This window comes from Kutzneria sp. NPDC052558 (assembly GCF_044547355.1).
Classification (GTDB): Bacteria; Actinomycetota; Actinomycetes; order Mycobacteriales; family Pseudonocardiaceae; genus Kutzneria.
This window is the reverse complement of sequence record NZ_JBIUAG010000026.1, coordinates 14,141-32,906: the sequence shown is the minus strand read 5'-3', so window position 1 is coordinate 32,906 and position 18,766 is coordinate 14,141. Positions and strand designations below refer to the sequence as shown.

At 71.9% G+C, this 18,766-nt stretch carries 14 protein-coding genes; 7 read left to right on the top strand and 7 right to left on the bottom strand.

Going from position 1 to position 18,766, the window contains the following annotated elements:
- Window positions 1-2: 2 nt before the first annotated feature.
- From ACIG5F_RS35700 to ACIG5F_RS35690, 3 genes are read left to right on the top strand one after another with little or no spacing between them, the layout of a single operon-like run.
- Window positions 3-1,544: a tryptophan halogenase family protein gene (locus tag ACIG5F_RS35700; protein ID WP_396524386.1), complete on the top strand. Its 1,542-nt coding sequence runs from the start codon at window positions 3-5 to the stop codon at window positions 1,542-1,544.
- A 14-nt stretch (window positions 1,545-1,558) separates the two neighbouring features.
- Window positions 1,559-2,782, top strand: a complete 1,224-nt coding sequence (locus ACIG5F_RS35695; protein WP_396524385.1) for a cation:proton antiporter — start codon at window positions 1,559-1,561, stop codon at window positions 2,780-2,782.
- The gene (locus tag ACIG5F_RS35690) at window positions 2,779-3,261 is read left to right on the top strand and encodes a flavin reductase family protein (RefSeq protein ID WP_396524384.1); all 483 of its coding nucleotides are present in this window, start codon (window positions 2,779-2,781) and stop codon (window positions 3,259-3,261) included. Before ACIG5F_RS35695 ends, ACIG5F_RS35690 begins: the two co-directional genes overlap by 4 nt.
- 42 nt (window positions 3,262-3,303) lie before the next feature.
- On the opposite strand, the gene ACIG5F_RS35685 is transcribed toward ACIG5F_RS35690, so the two are convergent.
- On the bottom strand, window positions 3,304-4,089 hold the full coding sequence (locus tag ACIG5F_RS35685) for an alpha/beta hydrolase (protein ID WP_396524383.1): 786 nt from the start codon (window positions 4,087-4,089) through the stop codon (window positions 3,304-3,306).
- A gap of 190 nt (window positions 4,090-4,279) precedes the next feature.
- On the opposite strand from ACIG5F_RS35685, the gene ACIG5F_RS35680 reads away from it, so the two are divergent.
- From ACIG5F_RS35680 to ACIG5F_RS35670, 3 genes are read left to right on the top strand one after another with little or no spacing between them, the layout of a single operon-like run.
- Window positions 4,280-5,764, top strand: coding sequence for a flavin monoamine oxidase family protein (locus tag ACIG5F_RS35680; RefSeq protein ID WP_396524382.1), 1,485 nt, complete (start codon window positions 4,280-4,282; stop codon window positions 5,762-5,764).
- Window positions 5,765-5,786: 22 nt separating this feature from the next.
- Window positions 5,787-7,397, top strand: coding sequence for an FAD-dependent monooxygenase (locus ACIG5F_RS35675; protein WP_396524381.1), 1,611 nt, complete (start codon window positions 5,787-5,789; stop codon window positions 7,395-7,397).
- Window positions 7,394-8,581: a cytochrome P450 gene (locus ACIG5F_RS35670; protein WP_396524380.1), complete on the top strand. Its 1,188-nt coding sequence runs from the start codon at window positions 7,394-7,396 to the stop codon at window positions 8,579-8,581. Before ACIG5F_RS35675 ends, ACIG5F_RS35670 begins: the two co-directional genes overlap by 4 nt.
- Here the strand turns inward: ACIG5F_RS35670 and ACIG5F_RS35665 are convergent.
- The 6 genes from ACIG5F_RS35665 to ACIG5F_RS35640 all read right to left on the bottom strand — a co-directional run bounded on the left by ACIG5F_RS35665 (window position 8,545) and on the right by ACIG5F_RS35640 (window position 15,949).
- Complete coding sequence (locus ACIG5F_RS35665) at window positions 8,545-11,301, bottom strand: LuxR C-terminal-related transcriptional regulator (RefSeq protein ID WP_396524379.1); 2,757 nt, start codon at window positions 11,299-11,301, stop codon at window positions 8,545-8,547. The two genes, ACIG5F_RS35670 and ACIG5F_RS35665, sit on opposite strands and share 37 nt — an antisense overlap.
- A gap of 328 nt (window positions 11,302-11,629) precedes the next feature.
- Window positions 11,630-12,007: a VOC family protein gene (locus ACIG5F_RS35660; protein WP_396524378.1), complete on the bottom strand. Its 378-nt coding sequence runs from the start codon at window positions 12,005-12,007 to the stop codon at window positions 11,630-11,632.
- A 27-nt stretch (window positions 12,008-12,034) separates the two neighbouring features.
- Window positions 12,035-13,192, bottom strand: coding sequence for an ABC transporter substrate-binding protein (locus ACIG5F_RS35655; RefSeq protein ID WP_396524377.1), 1,158 nt, complete (start codon window positions 13,190-13,192; stop codon window positions 12,035-12,037).
- Window positions 13,189-13,980: an ABC transporter permease gene (locus tag ACIG5F_RS35650; protein WP_396524376.1), complete on the bottom strand. Its 792-nt coding sequence runs from the start codon at window positions 13,978-13,980 to the stop codon at window positions 13,189-13,191. Before ACIG5F_RS35650 ends, ACIG5F_RS35655 begins: the two co-directional genes overlap by 4 nt.
- Before the next feature lie 5 nt (window positions 13,981-13,985).
- Window positions 13,986-14,717 (bottom strand): ABC transporter ATP-binding protein, encoded by a 732-nt coding sequence (locus ACIG5F_RS35645; protein WP_396524375.1) that lies wholly within the window; start codon window positions 14,715-14,717, stop codon window positions 13,986-13,988.
- Window positions 14,717-15,949 carry an amidohydrolase family protein gene (locus ACIG5F_RS35640; RefSeq protein WP_396524374.1) on the bottom strand — a complete coding sequence of 411 codons (1,233 nt, stop codon included), beginning with the start codon at window positions 15,947-15,949 and terminating at the stop codon, window positions 14,717-14,719. Before ACIG5F_RS35640 ends, ACIG5F_RS35645 begins: the two co-directional genes overlap by 1 nt.
- Window positions 15,950-16,099: 150 nt before the next feature.
- Here ACIG5F_RS35640 and ACIG5F_RS35635 point away from each other — a divergent pair, with 150 nt between their 5' ends.
- The gene (locus tag ACIG5F_RS35635; protein ID WP_396524372.1) at window positions 16,100-18,724 is read left to right on the top strand and encodes a LuxR C-terminal-related transcriptional regulator; all 2,625 of its coding nucleotides are present in this window, start codon (window positions 16,100-16,102) and stop codon (window positions 18,722-18,724) included.
- Window positions 18,725-18,766 lie beyond the last annotated feature (42 nt).

The window sequence follows — 18,766 nt, the reverse complement described above, 5'->3', positions numbered from 1 at the left end:
TGATGGTGAACAGTGTTGTGGTCGTCGGCGGCGGGACGGCGGGCTGGATGACCGCGTCCTATCTCACGGCGGCCTTCGGCGACCGGATCTCGGTGACGCTGGTGGAGTCCGACCGGGTCGGCACGATCGGCGTCGGCGAGGCCACCTTCAGCACCGTCCGGCACTTCTTCGAGTACCTGGGACTGGCCGAGCAGGACTGGATGCCGGCCTGCAACGCCACGTACAAACTGGCGATCCGGTTCGAGAACTGGCGCGAGCCCGGGCACCACTTCTACCACCCGTTCGAACGCCAGCGGGTGGTGGACGGGTTCACGCTGCCGGACTGGTGGCTGAGCTCCCCGTCCTCGGACCGGTTCGACAAGGACTGCTTCCTCGTCGGCACGCTGTGCGACAACCTGAAGTCCCCGCGCCACATGGACGGCAGCCTGTTCGAGGGTGATCTCAACGGCACGCGCTCCACGTATCGGACGACGTTGTCGGAGCAGACGACGCAGTTCCCCTACGCCTACCACTTCGACGCGTCGCTGCTGGCCGACTACCTGCGCGACTACGGGGTGGCGCGGGGCGTGCGGCACGTCGTCGACGATGTCGTCGAGGTCAAGCAGGACGAGCGCGGCTGGATCAGCCACGTCGTGACCAAGCGGCACGGCGACCTCACCGGCGACCTGTTCATCGACTGCACCGGGTTCCGCAGCCTGTTGCTGGGCAAGACGATGGCCGAGCCGTTCGAGTCCTATCAGGACAGTCTGCCCAACGACAGCGCCGTCGCCCTGCGGGTGCCGCTGGACATGGCGAACCGGGGACTGCGGCCCTGCACCACCGCCACCGCGCAGGAAGCGGGCTGGATCTGGACGATCCCGCTGTTCGACCGCATCGGCACCGGCTACGTCTACGCCAGCGACTACAGCAGCCCGGAGCAGGCCGAGCGGCGCCTGCGGGAGTTCGTCGGCCCGGCCGCCGAGAGCCTGGAGGCCAACCACATCAGGATGCGGATCGGCCGCAGCCGCCGGCACTGGGTCGGCAACTGCGTGGCCATCGGCCTGGCCAGCGGCTTCGTCGAGCCGCTGGAGTCCACCGGCATCTTCTTCATCCAGAACGCCATCGAGCAGCTGGTGAAGCACTTCCCGGACGCCCGCTGGGAGGAGGGGCTGCGTGACTCCTACAACCAGCTGATCAGCCGGTGCATGGACGGGGTGCGGGAGTTCCTGGTCGTGCACTACTACGCGGCCCGGCGCCAGGACAACCAGTACTGGCGGGACACCAAGACCCGGCCGCTGCCCGACGGCCTGGCCGAGCGGCTGGAGCGCTGGCGCACCCGGCTGCCGGACGCGGAGACGGTCTACCCGCACTACCACGGCTTCGAGTCGTACTCCTACGTCTGCATGCTGCTGGGCCTGGGCGGACTGGACCTGAAGGCCTCGCCCGCGCTGGCGTTGCTGGACTCCTCATCGGCCCAGCACGAGTTCAAGCTGGTCGCCGAGCAGGCGGCCGAGCTCGAACGCACGCTGCCCACGCAGTACGAGTACTTCGCCCAGTTCCACTGAGGGGGACCGGACCCATGGTGTTGCAACTGCTCGCACTCCTGGCCGTGTTCTGGGCGGCCGCCGCGGCGGGCCGAGTGCTGGCCCGGCTGGCCCGCCTGCCGTCGGTGATCGGCGAGATCACGGTGAGCCTGCTGCTCGGACCGGCCGTGCTGGCCCTGGCCGGGCCGGCGATGTTCGCGGCGGCGCTGCCACCGGACCTGTTCGCCGTGCTCAAGCAGATCGGCGAGGCGGGTCTGGTGTTGTTCCTGGTCGGCGTCGTGCACCGGCTCGACCACGGGCCCGCCGGTCTGCGCGGCGGGGGAGTCCGGCGGATCACCGCCGGCTCGCTCGGGATCCCGCTGCTGACCGGATTGGCCTTCGCCGCCTGGGTGTTGTGGCTGGCCCCGCCGCAACTGCGGGGTCACGCCGACGGGCCGGCGCTGGTGCTGATGCTCGCGGTGGCGATGAGCGTGACGGCGGTTCCGGTGCTGGCCAGGATCATCGAGGAGCGCCGGGCCGACCTCGGCCGCTCCGGCGAGCTGTCGATGATGGCGTCGATGCTGATCGACTCGCTGTCCTGGGTGCTGCTGGCGATCGCTCTGGGCCTCCAGACCGGCGGGCCCATGGGGGTGGTGGTGACGTTCGTGGTCATCGCCGTCGGCGGCGCCATCGCCTTCGCGGCCAACAAGGGACTGTCCACGCCGTGGGCGATTCGGCTCAGCGCAGGCAATCCCCGCCTGATTGCGGTGGCGCTGGGCGTGATCGCGGTGGCGGCCGGCGCCGGCGCGCGGACGGCCGGCATGACGGCGGTGTTCGGGGCCTTCCTGGTCGGCGTGATGGTGCCCAGGACCGAGAGCTGGTCGACGGTGGTCGGGCTGATCGGCCGGGTCGGGCGGGCACTGGTGCCGGTGTACTTCGTGGTCGCCGGCACGACCGTGTTCACCGGCGGGCTGACCGCGCTGCCGTGGCTCGGGGTCGTGCTGGCAGTCGGGTTGGGGTTCACGGGCAAGGTCGTCGGCGGCTACCTCGGCGCCCGCTGGGCCAGCGAGGACCGGCTGACCTCGACCCGGGTCGGCGTGCTGGTCAACACCCGGGGGCTGACCGAGATCGTGGTGCTCCAGGTCGGCTACGCGGCCGGCCTGCTCACCCCCGGCCTGTTGGTGGCGTTGCTGGCCATGGCGCTGGTGACCACGGCGTCGACCGGCCCGCTGCTGGACCTGGTCGACCGGGTGGCGGCCAGGAAAGGCGTTCTGCGATGACCGTCGCCTCGGCCGGATTTCGTTCGCTGATGGCGGTTTTCCCGACCGGCGTCGCGGTGGTCACGACTCTGGACGTGGACGACACGCCGTGGGGCATGACCTGCTCGTCGGTGTGCAGTGTGTCGGTGGAGCCGCCGACGCTGCTGGTCTGTGTCCGGGACGGCAGCCCGACGCTGGGCGCGATGCTGCGTCGGGGGACGTTCGCGGTGAATCTGTTGCACCATGGCGCGCGTCCGGTGGCGGAGCTGTTCGCCTCCGGCGACCCGGGGCGGTTCGACCGCATCCACTGGGAGGCCGCGCCCGGCGGGCCGCACCTGGTGCGGGACGCGCACGCGGTGGCCGACTGCCGGATCAGCCGTCGGCAGCAAGTCGGCACGCACGTGGTGGTGTTCGGCGAAGTCCTCGACGTGACGCACCGGCCGGGGGAACACCCTTTGCTGTACGGGATGCGGCAGTACGCGGCCTGGCCGGAGGCCTGAGGCGCCGGTCGGCGGGGACGCGCCGCGTCCCCGCCGAACTGTTCAGTCGCCGGCGGTGATCCAGTCGGTGGCCTCGCGGATCACCGGGGCCTGCCAGTACTCGCGTTGCGGGCCGCTGATCTCCACCAGCCGGTTCGGGCAGGTGAGCGCGGCGGCCGCCGCACGGGAGGATTCCAGCGGCACGTCGGTCGGCCCGGCGCCGTGCACGATCAGGGTCGGCGCGGTGAGTCCGCCGAGCACACCACGCGGTTGCAGCCAGAACACCTCGTTGAGCATCGCCCGGCCCACGGCGAACGTCGGCGACAGCTGGAGCCGCCCGTCGGCCAACAGCGCGCGACCCGTTGGCTCGTCGAGGAAATCGCCGGTCCAGGTCGGCTGGGCGTCGACGAAGTGCTCCTTGTAGTCGATCAACGGGTTGACCAGCACCAGCCGGCTCACCTCGTCGCCCTTGCGCGCGGCGTAGCCGGCGGCGACCCCGCCGGTCAGGCCGGTGGCGGCCAAGGCCGTTGGTGTGCCGGGGAAGTGCTCGCGCAGGCTGGCCAGCCCCGCGCTGATCACGTTCAGCAGGGCCGAGAGGCTCAGTTCCTCCTGGCGGCCCTCGCTTTCTCCGTGCCCGGGCAGGTCGAACCGCAGGCTGGCCACGCCGTGGCCGGCGAGTTCCTTGGCCAGCCTGGGAAAAAAGCCGTCGTGGTCGCGGGACGCCCCTTCGCCGTGCAGCATCAGCACGGCCCGGCTCGGGGCCTGAGCGGGTGTGGCGAGGGTCGCGGCCAGCCGCAGGCCGTCATGAGCGCGTACGGTGGTGCGGCTCGGTGTGTCGACTGTGCGCATGGCCCCAGCGTCCTCCGTGGACGGTCCGGAAACCACGTGCGTGACGGATTCCATTGCCTCGTGCGGTGTCGGCCGGTTGTACGGGCATGAACGAGTGGGGTGCGGGCGGCGCGAACGCCGCGCGCCGGGGGATGTGGTCCGGGCCGGGGGTCGGCCACGATGGTCACAGCCGTCCTGCCGAAGGAGTCCGGTGCACACCAACGCTCTCGTCGCGCAACACCGACACCCCAAGCGCGTCACCGTCATCGGCGCGGGGGTGGCCGGTCTGGTCGCCGCCGCCGAGCTGGAGCGGCTCGGGCACAGCGTGCAGGTGCTGGAGGCGCGGCTACGGGTCGGCGGCCGGATCAGCACGCACCGCTTCGCCGGCGGCCCGGCGGTCGAACTCGGCGCGATGCGGATTCCCGCTTCGCACAGTCGAACCATGCAGTGGGTGAGCAAGCTGGGCCTGAGCGACCGGCTGCGGCCGTTCCGCACGCTGTTCTCGGACGAGGCCAACTTCCTGGAGACCCCGGCCGGGCACCGGCGGGTGCGCGACGCGTCGCCGGCGCTGGTCGAGCAGTTCCGTCGTGGGCTGCCGGCCGGTCTGTCCTATCGGGACGAATCCGTCCTGTGCGCGGCCTGGCTCACGACCAGCGTCAACGCGGTCGCGCCGAGCGCTTTCCGGCGCGGCTTCGAGGCGGGCCTCGATGTGGAGCTGCTGAGTCTGCTCGACGGCATCGACCTGCGGCCGTTCGTGATCGGCGGCGAGGTCGAACGCGTGGACCTCAACCGTTTCTTCGCCGAGAACCGGGGATTCGCGGCGAGCAGCCGTCTTCAGCACTTCTTCGACGACATCACCACCGAGACCTCATCGGCGCTGTTCCGGCTGGAAGGCGGCATGGACCAGATCGCCCGCCGGCTGGCTTCTCGATTGCGGGGGCCGGTGCGGCTCGGCCGCAAGATCGTCGGCCTGCACGTGCGGAACGGCGGCGTGACGGTCGAGATCCGGCGCGGCCTGGGCGCCACGGCCAGCCACTGCGACTACGTGCTGTGCACCGTGCCGTTCGCGGTGCTAAGGGGAATCCGGCTCAGCGGCTTCGACGAGGACAAGCTGGCGACCGTGCACGACATGCAGTACTGGCCGGCGACGAAGATCGGTGTGCACTGCCGGGAGGCGTTCTGGGAGCGGGACGGCATCACCGGCGGCGGCTCGTTCACCGGCGGCCTGGTGCGCCAGACCTACTACCCGCCGGTGGAAACCGATCCAGGGCTGGGGGCGGCGTTACTGGCCAGCTACGCCATCGGACCGGATGCCGACGCGCTCGCCCAGGTTCCGGGGGAGAAGCGGCAGCAGATCGTGCTGGAGGAGCTGAGCGCGATCCACCCGGAGCTGACCGAGCCCGGCATGGTGCTGGACGTCGTGACGCAGGCGTGGGGCGAGGATCCCGCCAGCCTCGGCGGCGCCTCGGTGCGCTGGAGCAAGGACATCGCCACCGCCGAGGAGGAACGGGCGCTCGCGGCCCGGCCGCAGGGCACGCTGTTCTTCGCCGGCGAGCACTGCTCCTCGCACCCGGCCTGGGTCGAGGGCGCGATCGAGTCCGGCCTGGCCGCGGCCCAGGAGATCCACTCGCGCCCGCCGGTCGCCGGCCCGGCCGGTTCCCACGGCTACCGCCGGATTCCCGGCGGCGCGGCCTGATCCCCACGATGAAGGAGAGCCGATGAGTTCCCTGCTCACCCCCGACGTGCTCGTCGTCGGCGGCGGCCCGACCGGGCTGGCCATGGCCCTGGAGCTGCGCTCCCGCGGCGTGGACTTCGTGCTGGTGGAGGCGGGCGACGGCACGGTCAGCCATCCCCGGGTGAGCAGCATCGGCCCGCGCTCGATGGAGTTCTTCCGCCGCTGGGGGATCGCCGACCGGATCCGGCATTCCGGCTGGCCCGGCGACCACAGCCTGGACTGCGTCTGGACGACCCGGATCGGCGGCCACGAGCTGTTCCGCCTCGACCGGCACACCATGGACACCCGCCCCGACTTCCGGCACACCCCGGAGCCGGACGCGATCTGCCCCCAGCACTGGCTCGGTCCGCTGCTGCGGTCCGAACTCGGCGTGCACCCTGATGGCCCGGTGCGCCTGCGCACGCGGCTGGACCACTTCCGGCAGAACGACGACGGGGTGACCGCGACGATCACCGACGTGGCGACCGGCACGGAGTCGCTGGTCCGCGCCCGGTGGCTGATCGCCTGCGACGGCACCGGATCGGAGATCCGCAAGCAGTGCGGGATCGAGGCGCCGCGCCGGCACGACACCCAGGTCTTCCGCAACATTCTCTTCCGTGCGCCGCAATTGCGGGCCAGCCTCGGCGAACGCGGCGCGAACTTCTTCTACCTGATGATCTCCTCCTCCTTGCGGTTCCCCGTGCGCGCGCTCGACGGGGCCGGCCTGTACCGGCTCACCGTCGGGCTCCAGGGCGATCCGGAGTCGCGGCAGGACGCGGAGGCCCTGGTGCGCAAGGCCATTGCCTTCGACACGCCGGTGGAGGTGTTGTCCGACAACGAATGGCACCTAGTGCACCGCGTCGCCGACACCTTCCGGGACCGTCGGGTGTTCCTGGTCGGCGACGCCGCCCACACACTGTCCCCGTCCGGCGGCTTCGGCATGAACACCGGGATCTGCGGCGCGGCCGACCTCGGCTGGAAGCTCGCGGCCGAGTTGGCCGGCTGGGCCGGCCCGGGCCTGCTCGACAGCTACACCACCGAGCGTGCGCCGGTCGCCCTGGAAGGACTCGAGGAGGCCAACCGCAACCTGGAACGCGCGATGCGCCGGCAGGTTCCGGAGGAGCTCAACGATGACACGCCGCAAGGCGAGTTCCTCCGCGGCAAGGTCGCCGAGGGGCTGCGGCGGGGCGGCGTGGCCCGCGAGTTCGACGCGCCGGAGATCCATCTGGGCTTCACCTACGCGGGCTCGCCGCTGATCGTGCCCGATCCCTCCGCGGCCGACACCGAGGACCGGCGGCCCAACACCAGGCCCGGCTCCCGCGCCCCGCACGCCTGGGTCAAGCCGGGAATGTCCACACTGGACCTGTTCGGCGACGGATTCGTGTTGCTGTGCTTCACGTACTCCCCACAGCTGGACGGGTTCCAGGCGGCGTTCGAGTCGCGGGGAATCCCGTTCACCGCCGTGACATCGGACGACGAGGGGATCGCCGTGGCCTACGAGCGGCCGTTCGTCCTGGTCCGGCCGGACGGCCATGTCGCATGGCGGGGCCACGAGCTGCCGGATTCGGCGCGGGCCGGGGAGATCGCCGACCAGGTGCGTGGGGGAGCGCGATGAGCTTCAGCCTGCACGGCTGGTCCGATGCCGACCTCCGCGACCCGTATCCCGTGTATGAACGGTATCTGGCCGAGTCGCCAGTGCATGTGGCCGACGGCGTCTACTACATCTTCGGCCACGACGCCGCGTCCAGTGTGCTGTCCGGGGCGGCGTTCGGCCGACGGTCGCGGACCGGCGGCCCGGTCCCGACCGGGCCCTCGGTGTTGCGCACGATGGTGGAGAACTGGCTGGTCTTTCTGGACCCGCCCCGGCACACCGAACTGCGGTCGGTGGTCAACCGGGAGTTCTCGCCGTCCGTGGTGACCACGCTGCGGGGCCGGATCACCGAGATCGCCGCCGGACTGCTGGCCGAGCTGCCGACCGGCTTCGACCTGGTGGAGCGGTTCTCGGCGCCGTTCCCGATCCTGGTGATCTCCGAGCTGCTGGGCGTGCCGCGCTCGGAGTGGGCGTGGCTGCGCCGGCAGGCCGTCGACCTCCAGGAGGCCAGCAGCAGCCGGGCCGCCCGCAATCCCCGGGCCCACGAGACCGCCGATCGGGCCGCTCGCGAACTGCGAGACTTTTTCCTGGTGATGGCCGGGAAACGGGGTGATCTGCCGGGCACCGACCTGGTGTCGTTGCTGGTGTCGGCCGGGCTGTCGGCCGACGAGATCGCGGCCACCTGCGTGCACCTGATGACCGCCGGCCACGAGACGACGACCAATGTGCTGAGCAAAGCCGTGCTCACGCTGTCGGGTCGGCCGGCGGCGCTGGCCGCGCTGCGGGATGGCGGCGTGAGCCCGGAAGCCGTGGAGGAGCTGGTGCGGTTCGACCCGCCGGTGCAGGCCGTGAGCCGCTGGGCCTACGAGGACGCCGCGGTGGCCGGTGTGACGATTCCCGCCGGCAGCAAGGTGATGGTGATGCTCGGTGCGGCGAACCGCGACCCTGCGCGGTTCGCCGCACCGACCGAACTCCGGCTGGACCGGTCGGGCGGCCGCGGCCTGAGCTTCGGGCTGGGCATCCACTACTGCCTCGGGGCGACACTGGCCCGGGCGGAGATCGAGATCGGGCTGGGGCTGCTGCTGGCGGTCCTGGGCGAGTTCACCGTGGACAGTGTGAAGTATCCGTACGACATGGTGTTCCACGGCCCGTCGAGCCTGGTGGTGAGCCGTCAGGGGGCGATGCGGGCGAGGTCCACTCTGGACTGAATGGACAGCTTGCGGTAGATCTGGCGCAGGTGGAAGCCCACGGTGTGCGGGGAGATGAACAGCTCGCTGGCCACCTGGCGGTTGGTCATGCCCCGGGCCACCAGCCGGGCGACCTTCTCCTCGGTGCCGGTGAGGCTGCCCCACCCGGTCTCGGACCGGGTCTCGTGGTTCCAGTGCCGCCGCCGGACGCCGAGCTGCCGGAGCTTGTGCCGGACCCGGGCCGCGTCCCACTCGGCCCCCAGCTCGTCGTAGCGGGCCAGGGCCCGGTTGAGCTCCTCGACCGCCTGCTCGCGATCGGTGTCCAGGCGCAGGGTGCCGATGTCCTCGATGACCGACGCGACGGCCCACGGATCCCCGTACAGGTCCTCGATGCCGTCGAACGCCCGGACGTCGCGGTCCAGCAGGGCGCGGCCGTGCCGGGCGGCCGCGACCACTGCGCCGTGATCGCGGTTGTTCCCGGCGATCTCCTCGGCGGTGGCGACCATGAGCTCGGCGGTGTCGCGTCGGTCCGCGGCCAGCGCGATGCGCACGGTCCACGCCGTCACCGACGGGTCCTCCAACGCGAACTCCCGGCGCAGCACGGGATCGGCCAGCACCTCGTCGATCTCGTCCATCGCCGCCCGCGATCCCTGCCGGGCCGAGGCCACCAGCGCCGCGAGCAGGCGGTGCACCGTCGACCACGGCCGGGCGCGTCCGGTCGACGAGGACTCGGTCAGCTTCTGAAGTCCGTCCGCGGCGGCGGTGAGATCACCCCGGCGCAGCGCGGAAACCACCAGCACCGCCCGCAACTGCGGTTCGTACAGCGGCATCTCGGCCGCGTCCGACGCGGCCAGGCCGGCCGTCGCGTCCGCCTCGGCCCCGGCGACATCGCCCCGGGCCAACAGAATCGTCGCCCGCAGCGCCAGTGGAACCGGGATGAGCACGTCCATCCGCTCGGCCTCGATCGTCCGGTGGGCGGTCTCGGCCACGGCCAGGGCCTCGTCAAGTCGGCGGATCCGGGTCAGCAGCCATGCCTTCGTCCACAGTGGATCGCAGTGCCAGACCTTGGTCAGCTGTCCCCGCAGCCGCACCGCTTCCTCCACGGTGGCCAGCGCGTCGTCCACCCGGCCGTCACGCCAGTCGGTCATCGCGCGCACGTTCAGCGCGGCGGCCCGGACGTCGTCGCAGTGCACGCCGGCGGGCAGCGCCAGCACCCGGTCGGCGATGGCGGCCACGGCGGCGCGGTTGTTGTGGGACAACGCGTTGAGCAGCAACAACTCCGGCGGCAGGTCGGTGCCGCCGTCCGAACCGGCGGCGAAGATCTCGTGCGACACGTCCCACGTGGAGGAGTCGCCGCGCAGCATCAGCGCGGTGGCCAGCCAGGTGCGTAGTGGGCGGGCGCCTTCCCGTTGGCCGTCCTCGGGCAACAGCCCCCGCGCGAGGTCGATGGCCCGCCTCAGCTCGCCCAGCCGGACCAGCGCCGCGGTCGCGGTGATCGCCAGCGCGATGTGGTCGGCCCCGTTGGGCTCGGTGATGTCCATGCCCCGGGTGGCCAACGCGGCGGCGGCGTTCGGGGAGGCCGGGAGCAGCCGGTGCGCCGCCTCGCGGATGGTGGCGATGGCCCGCGCGTCCCCGAATTCGGCGCAGTGCACCAGATGCACGGCTGCGGCCTCGGTCCGGTCCTCGGGCCGTCCGAGCAGCATCGTCGCGGCCTGCCGGTGCAACATCGACCGGACCGGCTCGGGCACGGTGTCCAGCACCGCCTGCCACACCGGCTCGCGGTGGAAGACGAACTCCCCGTCGCCGCAGCTGACCAGGCCGGCGGCCAGGGCCTCCCGCAGCGGCGCGAGCAGCTGGGCCGGGCATTCGCCGAGCATCTCGGCCAGGTCGGACGGGGTGAAGCTGTTGCCAAGCACCGCCGCGACCTGCACGACATCCTGGGCCCGGGGCGAGAGTTCGCCCAGCCGCCCGCGCACGAACTGGCGCAATGCCGCTGGAAGTCGCGCGCCGGGGTCGGCCATGACGGCGCAGGTGATCCCGGCGGTCAGTGGCCCCTCGGCCAGTCGCGCGCCGCCGTCGGTGACCGTGACACTGCCCTGTTCCCGCAGTCCGAGCACGAGGTCGACGATGGCTTGCGGCGTGCCGCCGACGCTCTCGCAGATCGTCACGAGGTCGTCGTCCGGAGCCGCGCCGAGCAGATCGCCGACGATGTCCGCCACGGCGTCCCCCGACAACGGCTCCAACGGGCCGAGCCGATCGCTGCGGCCCGCCCGCGCCAGGTTCTTGAGCACCACGCCGTTGGCCGAGTCGGCGTGCTCGGCCCGTAGCGCGAACAGCCACAGCACCGGCACGTCGTCCGGTCTGGCCGCCACCGCCGCGATCGCCCGCAGCACCGCCGGATCCAGCCACTGGACGTCGTCCAGCACCACCAACACCGGTCCCCGACGCAGGTACGCGTCGAGCCAGGTGGTCTGCTCGGTGCTGGTGCGCGGGCTGGCCATCGTCAGCGACTTCGGCACGCCTTCGAGCACCGTGAAGCCCTGCTGCGCTGCCAGCGCCACCGCCTCGTGCAGCAGCCTGGTCTTGCCGGTGCCGGCCGGGGAGACCAGCAGCGCCAGGTGTGCCTCGCGCTGCTCGGCGGTGGCCCGCATCAGCCGCTTGACGCGCCGCACCGCCTCCTCGCGACCGCGCAGTGGCCACGCCGACGCCGGCTCCGTGAGTTTCTCAAGAGCCTGTTGCACGAACTGCCCCCAGTCGTGATGGTGCATGTTGTTGTCACGTGCTGTTGTTCAGGTTTATCGGGTTGATTTGTCGCGGAGTCGGCGCGAATCCACGTCAAGGAAAACGTGGGCATCGATGTCTGCCCCATCGCACCTGAGGGACGTATTCCGACCGCAACGAGGGTCGAGCGGCTCCTTCGATCATCTCGACCTGCGGATCTGGCATCGTCTGGCGTGAAGCGTACCTCGGATCCCTGGCTCGGAAAAGGTTTTCAGGTCGCCCGTGGGGAAGTGTCTCGGCCGATTTCGATGATCGCCGGAAACGAATTCGCGATTAAGTCGTCGCCAGTCAGTTCTGGACGAGGCAGAACGGGTGTCCGGCCGGATCGGCGAACACACGCCAACTCTGCTTGCCGTCCCCCGCGTCCAGCAGCGTCGCGCCGAGGCCGAGGACCTCCGAGTGGGCGCGGTCCATGTCCTTGACGCCCACGTCGAGGTGGAACTGCTGCGGCCGGGCTGGATCCGGCCACTGCGGCGGCCGATAGTCGGCCGCTCGCTGGAATGCCAGGACGAGCCCTCCGTCCGTGTGGAGCGTCGCCCAGTCGTCGTCGACCGACCACCGGGGATCCGGCTGGTTCACCACGCCGCCCAGAACCCGCTGGTAGAAGCGGGCCAACTCGAGGATGTCTGGGCAGTCCAACACCACGCACTCCAGCTTGCCGATCATGAGGGCCAGCGTGCCACGTCCGGCGCGTCAGGGCAGGCCGACGGCGGGATCGATGAAGTCGGAGGTCGCGAGGTCGGTGGGGGCGAGACCGGGCTTGAGCTGCTTGCCCTGGGCGGCGGCGATGGGCGTGAGGATGTCGACGACGCGGTGCAGCCGCGTCTGGTCGAAGCCGCCGAGGGTCCTGGTGCCGGGCTGGTTGCCGGCGACGTGCAGCTTGAGCTGCTGCTGGGTGCTGAACTGGGCCTCGGCCTCGGTGTAGGGGCGGCCGAGGCTGTACCGGGAGGCGAGCGTGGAGATCAGCTTGTTGGTGGCGGCCGGCGAGGTCAGGTAGTCGACCTCGGCGCGTTGCAGGATCGGCACCAGCTTGCGCAGGCACGGGGAGAGCGCGGACAGCTGGGCGGAACGCACCGAGAGGGCCTCGGGGTAGACGGGATAGCCGGTGTCGTTGACGAGCTGGAAGGCGACCGGCTTGTTCCACTGGGGCAGGGTGTGCTCGTAGGTGTACGGCTCCTCGGTGGCGAAGCCCTGCTGGGCGATCTTGCCGCCCTCGGCGACGAAGGCGGCCGGCGAGCCGTCGTAGCTGCCGTCGACCTGGCTCTTGCGCAGGATGCCGGCGCCGGTCAGGTACTGCATGTAGGTGTTGGCCTGGTAGTACAGGACCTTGGTGTCGGTGCGGCCGATGTCGGCGATGGTGTGCCAGTCGGGGTGGGCGGCGGGATCCCACATGATCATCTGCGGGGAGACGGCCAGCGGGGAGACGACGGCGGTGGTGGGCTGGGTCGCCGAGAGCAGCACCGCCTCGTCGGTGATCACCTGGCCGAGAGTGATCGACTGGTCCAGGTACATCTGGGAGCTGACGGTCTGGAAGCCGATGGCGGGGCCGCCGGCGCGGATCTCCAGCGCGACGCCGGTGTCCACATTCCCGGTCACCAGCTTGCCGGTGACCCGTTTGCGGGCGGTGTCGACGGAGTAGCCGGAACCCAGCAGCTGGTAGCTGCCACCGTGTTCGGCCTCCGGCGACCAGTCGGTCTGGATCACCACGGTGTCCGGGCACACGCCCTTGAGCCGCAGCGGCCCGTCCGGCGCGGCGGTCAGGGACACGCCCGCCGACGGTGTGGACGCGTTGCCGCCGCAGGCACTCAGGCCGAGTGCGGCGACGATCACGAGTAGCGCCAACGGTTTCATCGCTTCACTCCTTGTCGATCACCGGCCGCCGAGTCGTGCCATCCGGTCACGCGGGCGGCCAGCAGGCCGAAGGCCCAGAACACGATCACCCCGAACGCCGAGGCCAGCAGCACCGCGGCGAACATCTGCTCGGACTGAAGGCCGGCCCGGTAGACGTCGATCAGCATGCCGATGCCCGGCTCGCCCTGCTTGAAGAAGAAATCGCCGACGACCGCGCCGACCACGGCCAGCCCGGCCGACACGCGCAGCCCGGTGAACACCGACGGCAGCGCGCCGGGCAGTTGCAGCTTCCACAGCCGGGCCCGCCGGTTCGCGCCGTAGAGGGTGAACAGGTCGTGGTGCACCCGCTCGGCGGACCGCAGCCCGTGCAACGTGTTGGCGATCAGCGGGAACAGCGCGATCAGCGCGCACACCAGCACCCGGCTCGGCAGACCGAAGCCGAACCAGAAACCGAACAACGGAACCAGCGCCAGGATCGGAATCGTCTGCAACACCACGGCGTACGGATACAGCGACCGCTCGATCCACCGCGCCTGGCTCATCAGCACGGCCGACGCCACGCCGAGCACGAAGGCGATGGCCAGCCCGATCATCGCCACCTCGGCCGACAATGCGAGCGCGGCCAGCAGCGGCCCAAGGTTGTCCGGGTCGAGGAAAGCCACCCGCACCACCGCGTCGGGCGGCGGCAGCAGGAACCGACGGTCGGCGCTGAGCCCGAGGTAGCTCACGGCGTACCACGCGGCCAGCACCAGCAGGAAAACCAGCACCGGCGGGACGAATCGGCGCACTGTCCTCATTGGACACCGCCCCGCAGGCACTCCGACACCTTGCCGGCCAGGTGCGCGAACCGCTCGTCGAACCGCAGCCGCGGCGGCCGGGGATAGTCGAAGGGCACCGGGAAATCGCCGAGCACCCGGCCCGGCCGCTCGGACAGCACGATGACCCGGGTGGACAGGAACACCGCCTCCGTAACGGAATGCGTCACGAACACCGCGCCGAATCCCCGCTCGCCGAACAGTCGGGCGACCTCGTCGCCCAGCCGTTCCCGGCTGATCTCGTCCAGCGCGCCGAACGGCTCGTCGAACAGGAACAGGTCGGGGCGCAGGGTCAGCGATCGGGCCAGCGAGGCCCGCATGCGCATGCCGCCCGACAACGCGCCGGGCCGATGCCCGGCGAACTCCGTCAGGCCAACCAGTTCGAGCGCCTGCGTGGCCCGGTCTCGGCGTTCGGCCTTGCTCAGGCCGCGAAGCTCGGCCGCAAGCTCCACATTGGACCGTACGGTGCGCCACGGCAGCAATGCCGGATCCTGGAACACGTAGGCCAGCTCGTCGGCGCCGCGGTGAACCTCGCCGGACGACGGTGCGGCGAGCCCGGCGGCCAGGCGTAGCAAGGTGCTCTTGCCACAACCGGACGGCCCGACCACAGCGACGAACTGACCCGCCGCGACCGAGAGATCCATCCCTTGCAGCGCCTCGGTTCCGTCCGGGAACCGCAGGCCCACGTCGACCATCCGCAACAGGGTCATCAGGCGCCGTCCAGCGGCGGGAATTCGCGCCGGACGGTGGTACGGCTGACCATCCGTCCCCGGTGGAACACGATCCGATCCGCGCTGGCCCCGGCGACGGCCTCGCCGACCGAGCGAGCCCTGATCGCCAACAGCTCCGCCGGAAACCCGGGAGCTACTTGAACGGAGGGCAGGCCCATGACGGCCCGAGCCGAGCGGCTCACCGCGGCGTAGGCGTCGGCAGGCAGCAGATGGCCGGCGGCCACGAGCAGGGCGGCGGTCTCCAGCGGATCGCCGCGACCGGCCTGGTTGAACGGATCCTGCACGTTGTCGCCGCCACCGGCCACGGTCACCCCGGCGGCCGTCAGCGCAGCGAGGGCGGTGAGACCGCGCGGCGGCGACGACCGGCGATCCCGGGCCTGGAGGTACAAGTTGGTCTGCGGCAGGCACACCACGCCCAGCCCGGCCTCGGCGACCTCGGCCGCCACCTTCGCCGTGACCTCGGGCGGCTGGACGCCGAGGCTCACGCAGTGGCTGGCCACCGCGCCGTGGACGAAACCGGTGTCGGTGACCAGCCGGGCGAAGGTCGGCAGCGTGAGCACCGACTCGTCGATCGTCTCGTCGGTGTGCAGATCGACCGGCACCGCGAACTCCGTGGCCGCCGCGAGGCAGATCCGATGGCACTCCACCGGGTCCGGATCCAGGTACGGGCACGCGCCGACCACGTCCGCGCCCAGCTCCAGCGCCTCCCGCAGCAGCCGCCGGTTCGCCGAGCCGGCCTCGCCGGTCATCGGGAACCCAGCCAGCGCGACCAGTTGCAGGTCCAGCCGACCGCGCAGGGCCTCCCGAACCTCGATCAGCGCCCGCAGGCATCGCAGGCCCACGTCGGGGTTGACGTCGACGTGGCTGCGCAGCGCCGTCGCGCCGTGGGCCAACGCCAGCAGCGCGGCCTCGGTCGCCCGGGCCACGATCTGCTCGTGCCGCATCGTCGGGCTGTGCCGCCGCCACGCCTCGATGGCCCCGGCCAGATCGCCCCGAGGATTGGGCGCGGCCAGCAGCGTCAACGCCTTATCCAGATGCGCGTGCGGCTCCGCCGGGGCCGGCAGCAGCAGGTAGCCGTCCAGGTCCACCCGTTCGCCCCGGCCGATCGACCCCGGCTCGCCGACCGCGTCGATCAGCCCGTCGACCAGCAGAACGTCCGCCCGCGCGCCCGTGTCGAGCACCGCCCCGCCGAGCAGCGTCACATGTGCCATCCAGACCTGCCCCCAGGAAAGTGGTGCCGTGCCGGCCTCATCTTTGCCGAACACCGGCCGCCTGGAAGACCCCGCTGCCCGAAAGGGCAGGCCCACCCGCCACACGGGCGGCTGCTGGCGGTCGGCGCGCGCATGCGACCTACTTGGGGTGTGGGACTGACATGGCCGTTGGTGGGGCGGTCCGAGGAGCTGCGGCTCGCGGACGCGGCGATGCGCCGCCGGCCCAACGCGGGTGGTCTGGTGCTGGCCGGGATGCCCGGGGTGGGCAAGACCCGGCTCGCACGGGAGGTCGTGGCGAGGGCGGGGCGACGTGGGGTGACCGTGCGCTGGGCGATCGCCACCGCCTCGTCCCGGGGCCTGCCGCTCGGGGCGTTCGCCGGCCTGTTGGCGGATCTCGGCCAGGACAAGGCCCAGGTCCTCCAGCGCGCCGCCGAGGCGCTGGTGGCCGGTCGGGATCGGGTGATCGTGGCCGTCGACGACGCGCACCTGCTTGACGATCTGTCGGCGGCCCTCGTGCACATGTTGGTCGTGCGACACAGCGCCGCCGTGCTGACGACCGTGCGGTCCGGTGAGCCGGCGCCGGATGCCATCGCGACGTTGTGGAAGGACCGGCAGCTGGATCGGCTGGATGTGCGGCCGCTGTCCGAGGCGGAGACGGTGGCCCTGCTGGAGGCGGTGCTGGACGGGCAGGTCGACAGCGGCGCCGCCGGTCAGCTGTGGACGATGAGCCAGGGCAATGTCCTGTTCCTGCGGCAATTGGTCGACGGCGCGGTGGACGGCGGCACGCTCCTGCTCGACCGCGGCGTCTGGCGGCTGACCGAGCCGCCGCCCGTGACCCCCGGGCTGGCCGAGCTCCTCGCTGTCCGCATGGGCGGGTTGTCCGAGCCGGTACGGGAGGTCATGGACACGCTGGCCCTGGCGGAACCCCTCGGCGTGCGCCTGCTGAGCGGCCTGACCGATCCCGCCGCCGTGGAACGAGCCGAGGACGCCGGCTTGATCCAGGTGGAAGCGGACGGACAGCGGCTGCAAGCCCGGCTGGCGCATCCGCTGTACGGCGAGGCCCGGCGCGGCGAGATGGGGCGGCTGCGTGCCCGGCGGTTGCGGAGTCGGATCGCCGAGGCGTTGGTGAACACGGGCGCGCGGCGGGCCGACGACCCCCTGCGCCTCGCGGTCCTCATGCTCGACTCGGATCTCCCACCTGACCCGGTGCTGCTGACCGCGGCCGCCGAAAGGTGTTCCTACCTGGGCGATCTGCCCCTGGCTCGGCGGCTCGCCCTGGTTGCGGTCCGGGCCGGCGGCGGGTTCCGGGCCCAGGCCATGGTCGCCAACACGACGTTGTTCGTGGGCCGGCCCGAGGAGGCCGAGGCCGAGCTGGCTGCCCTGGCCCGGCTGGCCGAGACCGACGCCGAGCTGGTCCGGGCCACGGTGAACCGGGCGACGTTCGTGGCCTGGATCGTGGCTCGGCCGGCGGAGGCGGATGCCATGATCGCCGGGGCGGCGGCCCGCGTCGCCGACGCCGAGCAGCGGCTGCCGCTGGTCGCGCTGAAGTCGATGCTGGACGGCGAGCTGGGCCAGCCGGCCCTGGCCGAGCGGAGCGCGGCGACGGTGTTCGACGCCGCCGCACCGACGGCCGAGGCCGTGCTCATGGCGTGCTGCGGAATGCTCGCCGCCCTGGGCCTGACCGGTCGGGCCGATCGGATCGGCCCGTACCTGGCCCGTGGCATCGAGGCGTCCGACCACTCCACGGAACGGTCCAGCTTCAGGGTTCCCCTCATCGCGCTCCAGCTGCACGGCCTGCGCCTGGCCGGCTACCTTGACGAGCTCGTCACCGTCGCCACCGAGACGTGGGAGCAACTCCGCGACATCCCGCTCGGGGCCCAGATCGGCTGTTACCTGGTGGGAGAGGCCGAGTTGGCCCGCGGCCGGGTGGCCGGCGCGATCCGCCGGCTGCGGGAGGGGCGGGCCGGGATCGAGCCGTTCGGCGACGCCGGGGCCTGGCGCTACGCCATCCTCGTCGCGCTGACCCGGGCCCTGGCCGTCACCGGCGACCTCGACGCGGCCAGGCTGGCCCTGGCCGACCTGGAGCGTCACCCGCATCCCGGCCTGGCCATGATGGCGGCGGAGGCGGACTTGGCCCGGGCGTGGGTGGCCGCCGCCGAAGGCGCGACCAGCCGGGCCGTCGCCCTCGCCCGCGACGCCGCCACTCACGCCGCCGACCGAGGGCAGTCGGCGACGGAGGTGCTTGCCCTGCACGCCGCGGTGTGCTTCGGCGATCACACCGTGGCCGATCGCCTGGCCCACCTGGCGTCCATTGTGGACGGTCCGCGTGCGCCGGCGGCCAGCGCCCATGCCGCGGCGCTGGCCAACGGCGACAGCGATGCCCTGCTCGTCGCCTCCGAGATGCTGGAGCGGATGGGGGACCTGCTGACCGCGGCCGACGCGGCGGCCCAGGCGGCCGAGATCCGCAGCCGAGACGGACGTCGAGGGGCCGCGCACACCGCGGCCGAACGGGCCCGCCGGCTGAGCGAGGCGTGCGATGGCGCTCGGACGCCGGCCCTCGTCGCGACCGCCCGGCCGCTGCCCCTCACCGATCGGGAACGGGAGATTGTCACCCTGGCGGCCCGGGGCCTGTCGAACCGCCGGATCGCCGAGCGGCTGATGGTCTCCGTGCGCACGGTCGAGGGCCATCTCTACCGGGCGTCGGCCAAGCTCGGCGCCACCAACCGATCCGAGTACGCGCAGCTGCTCGGGATCGACCCCGTCGAAGACGAGTAGTCGACTACTCGCCCCCTTCCGCCGCCCACCCGCGACGCTGGC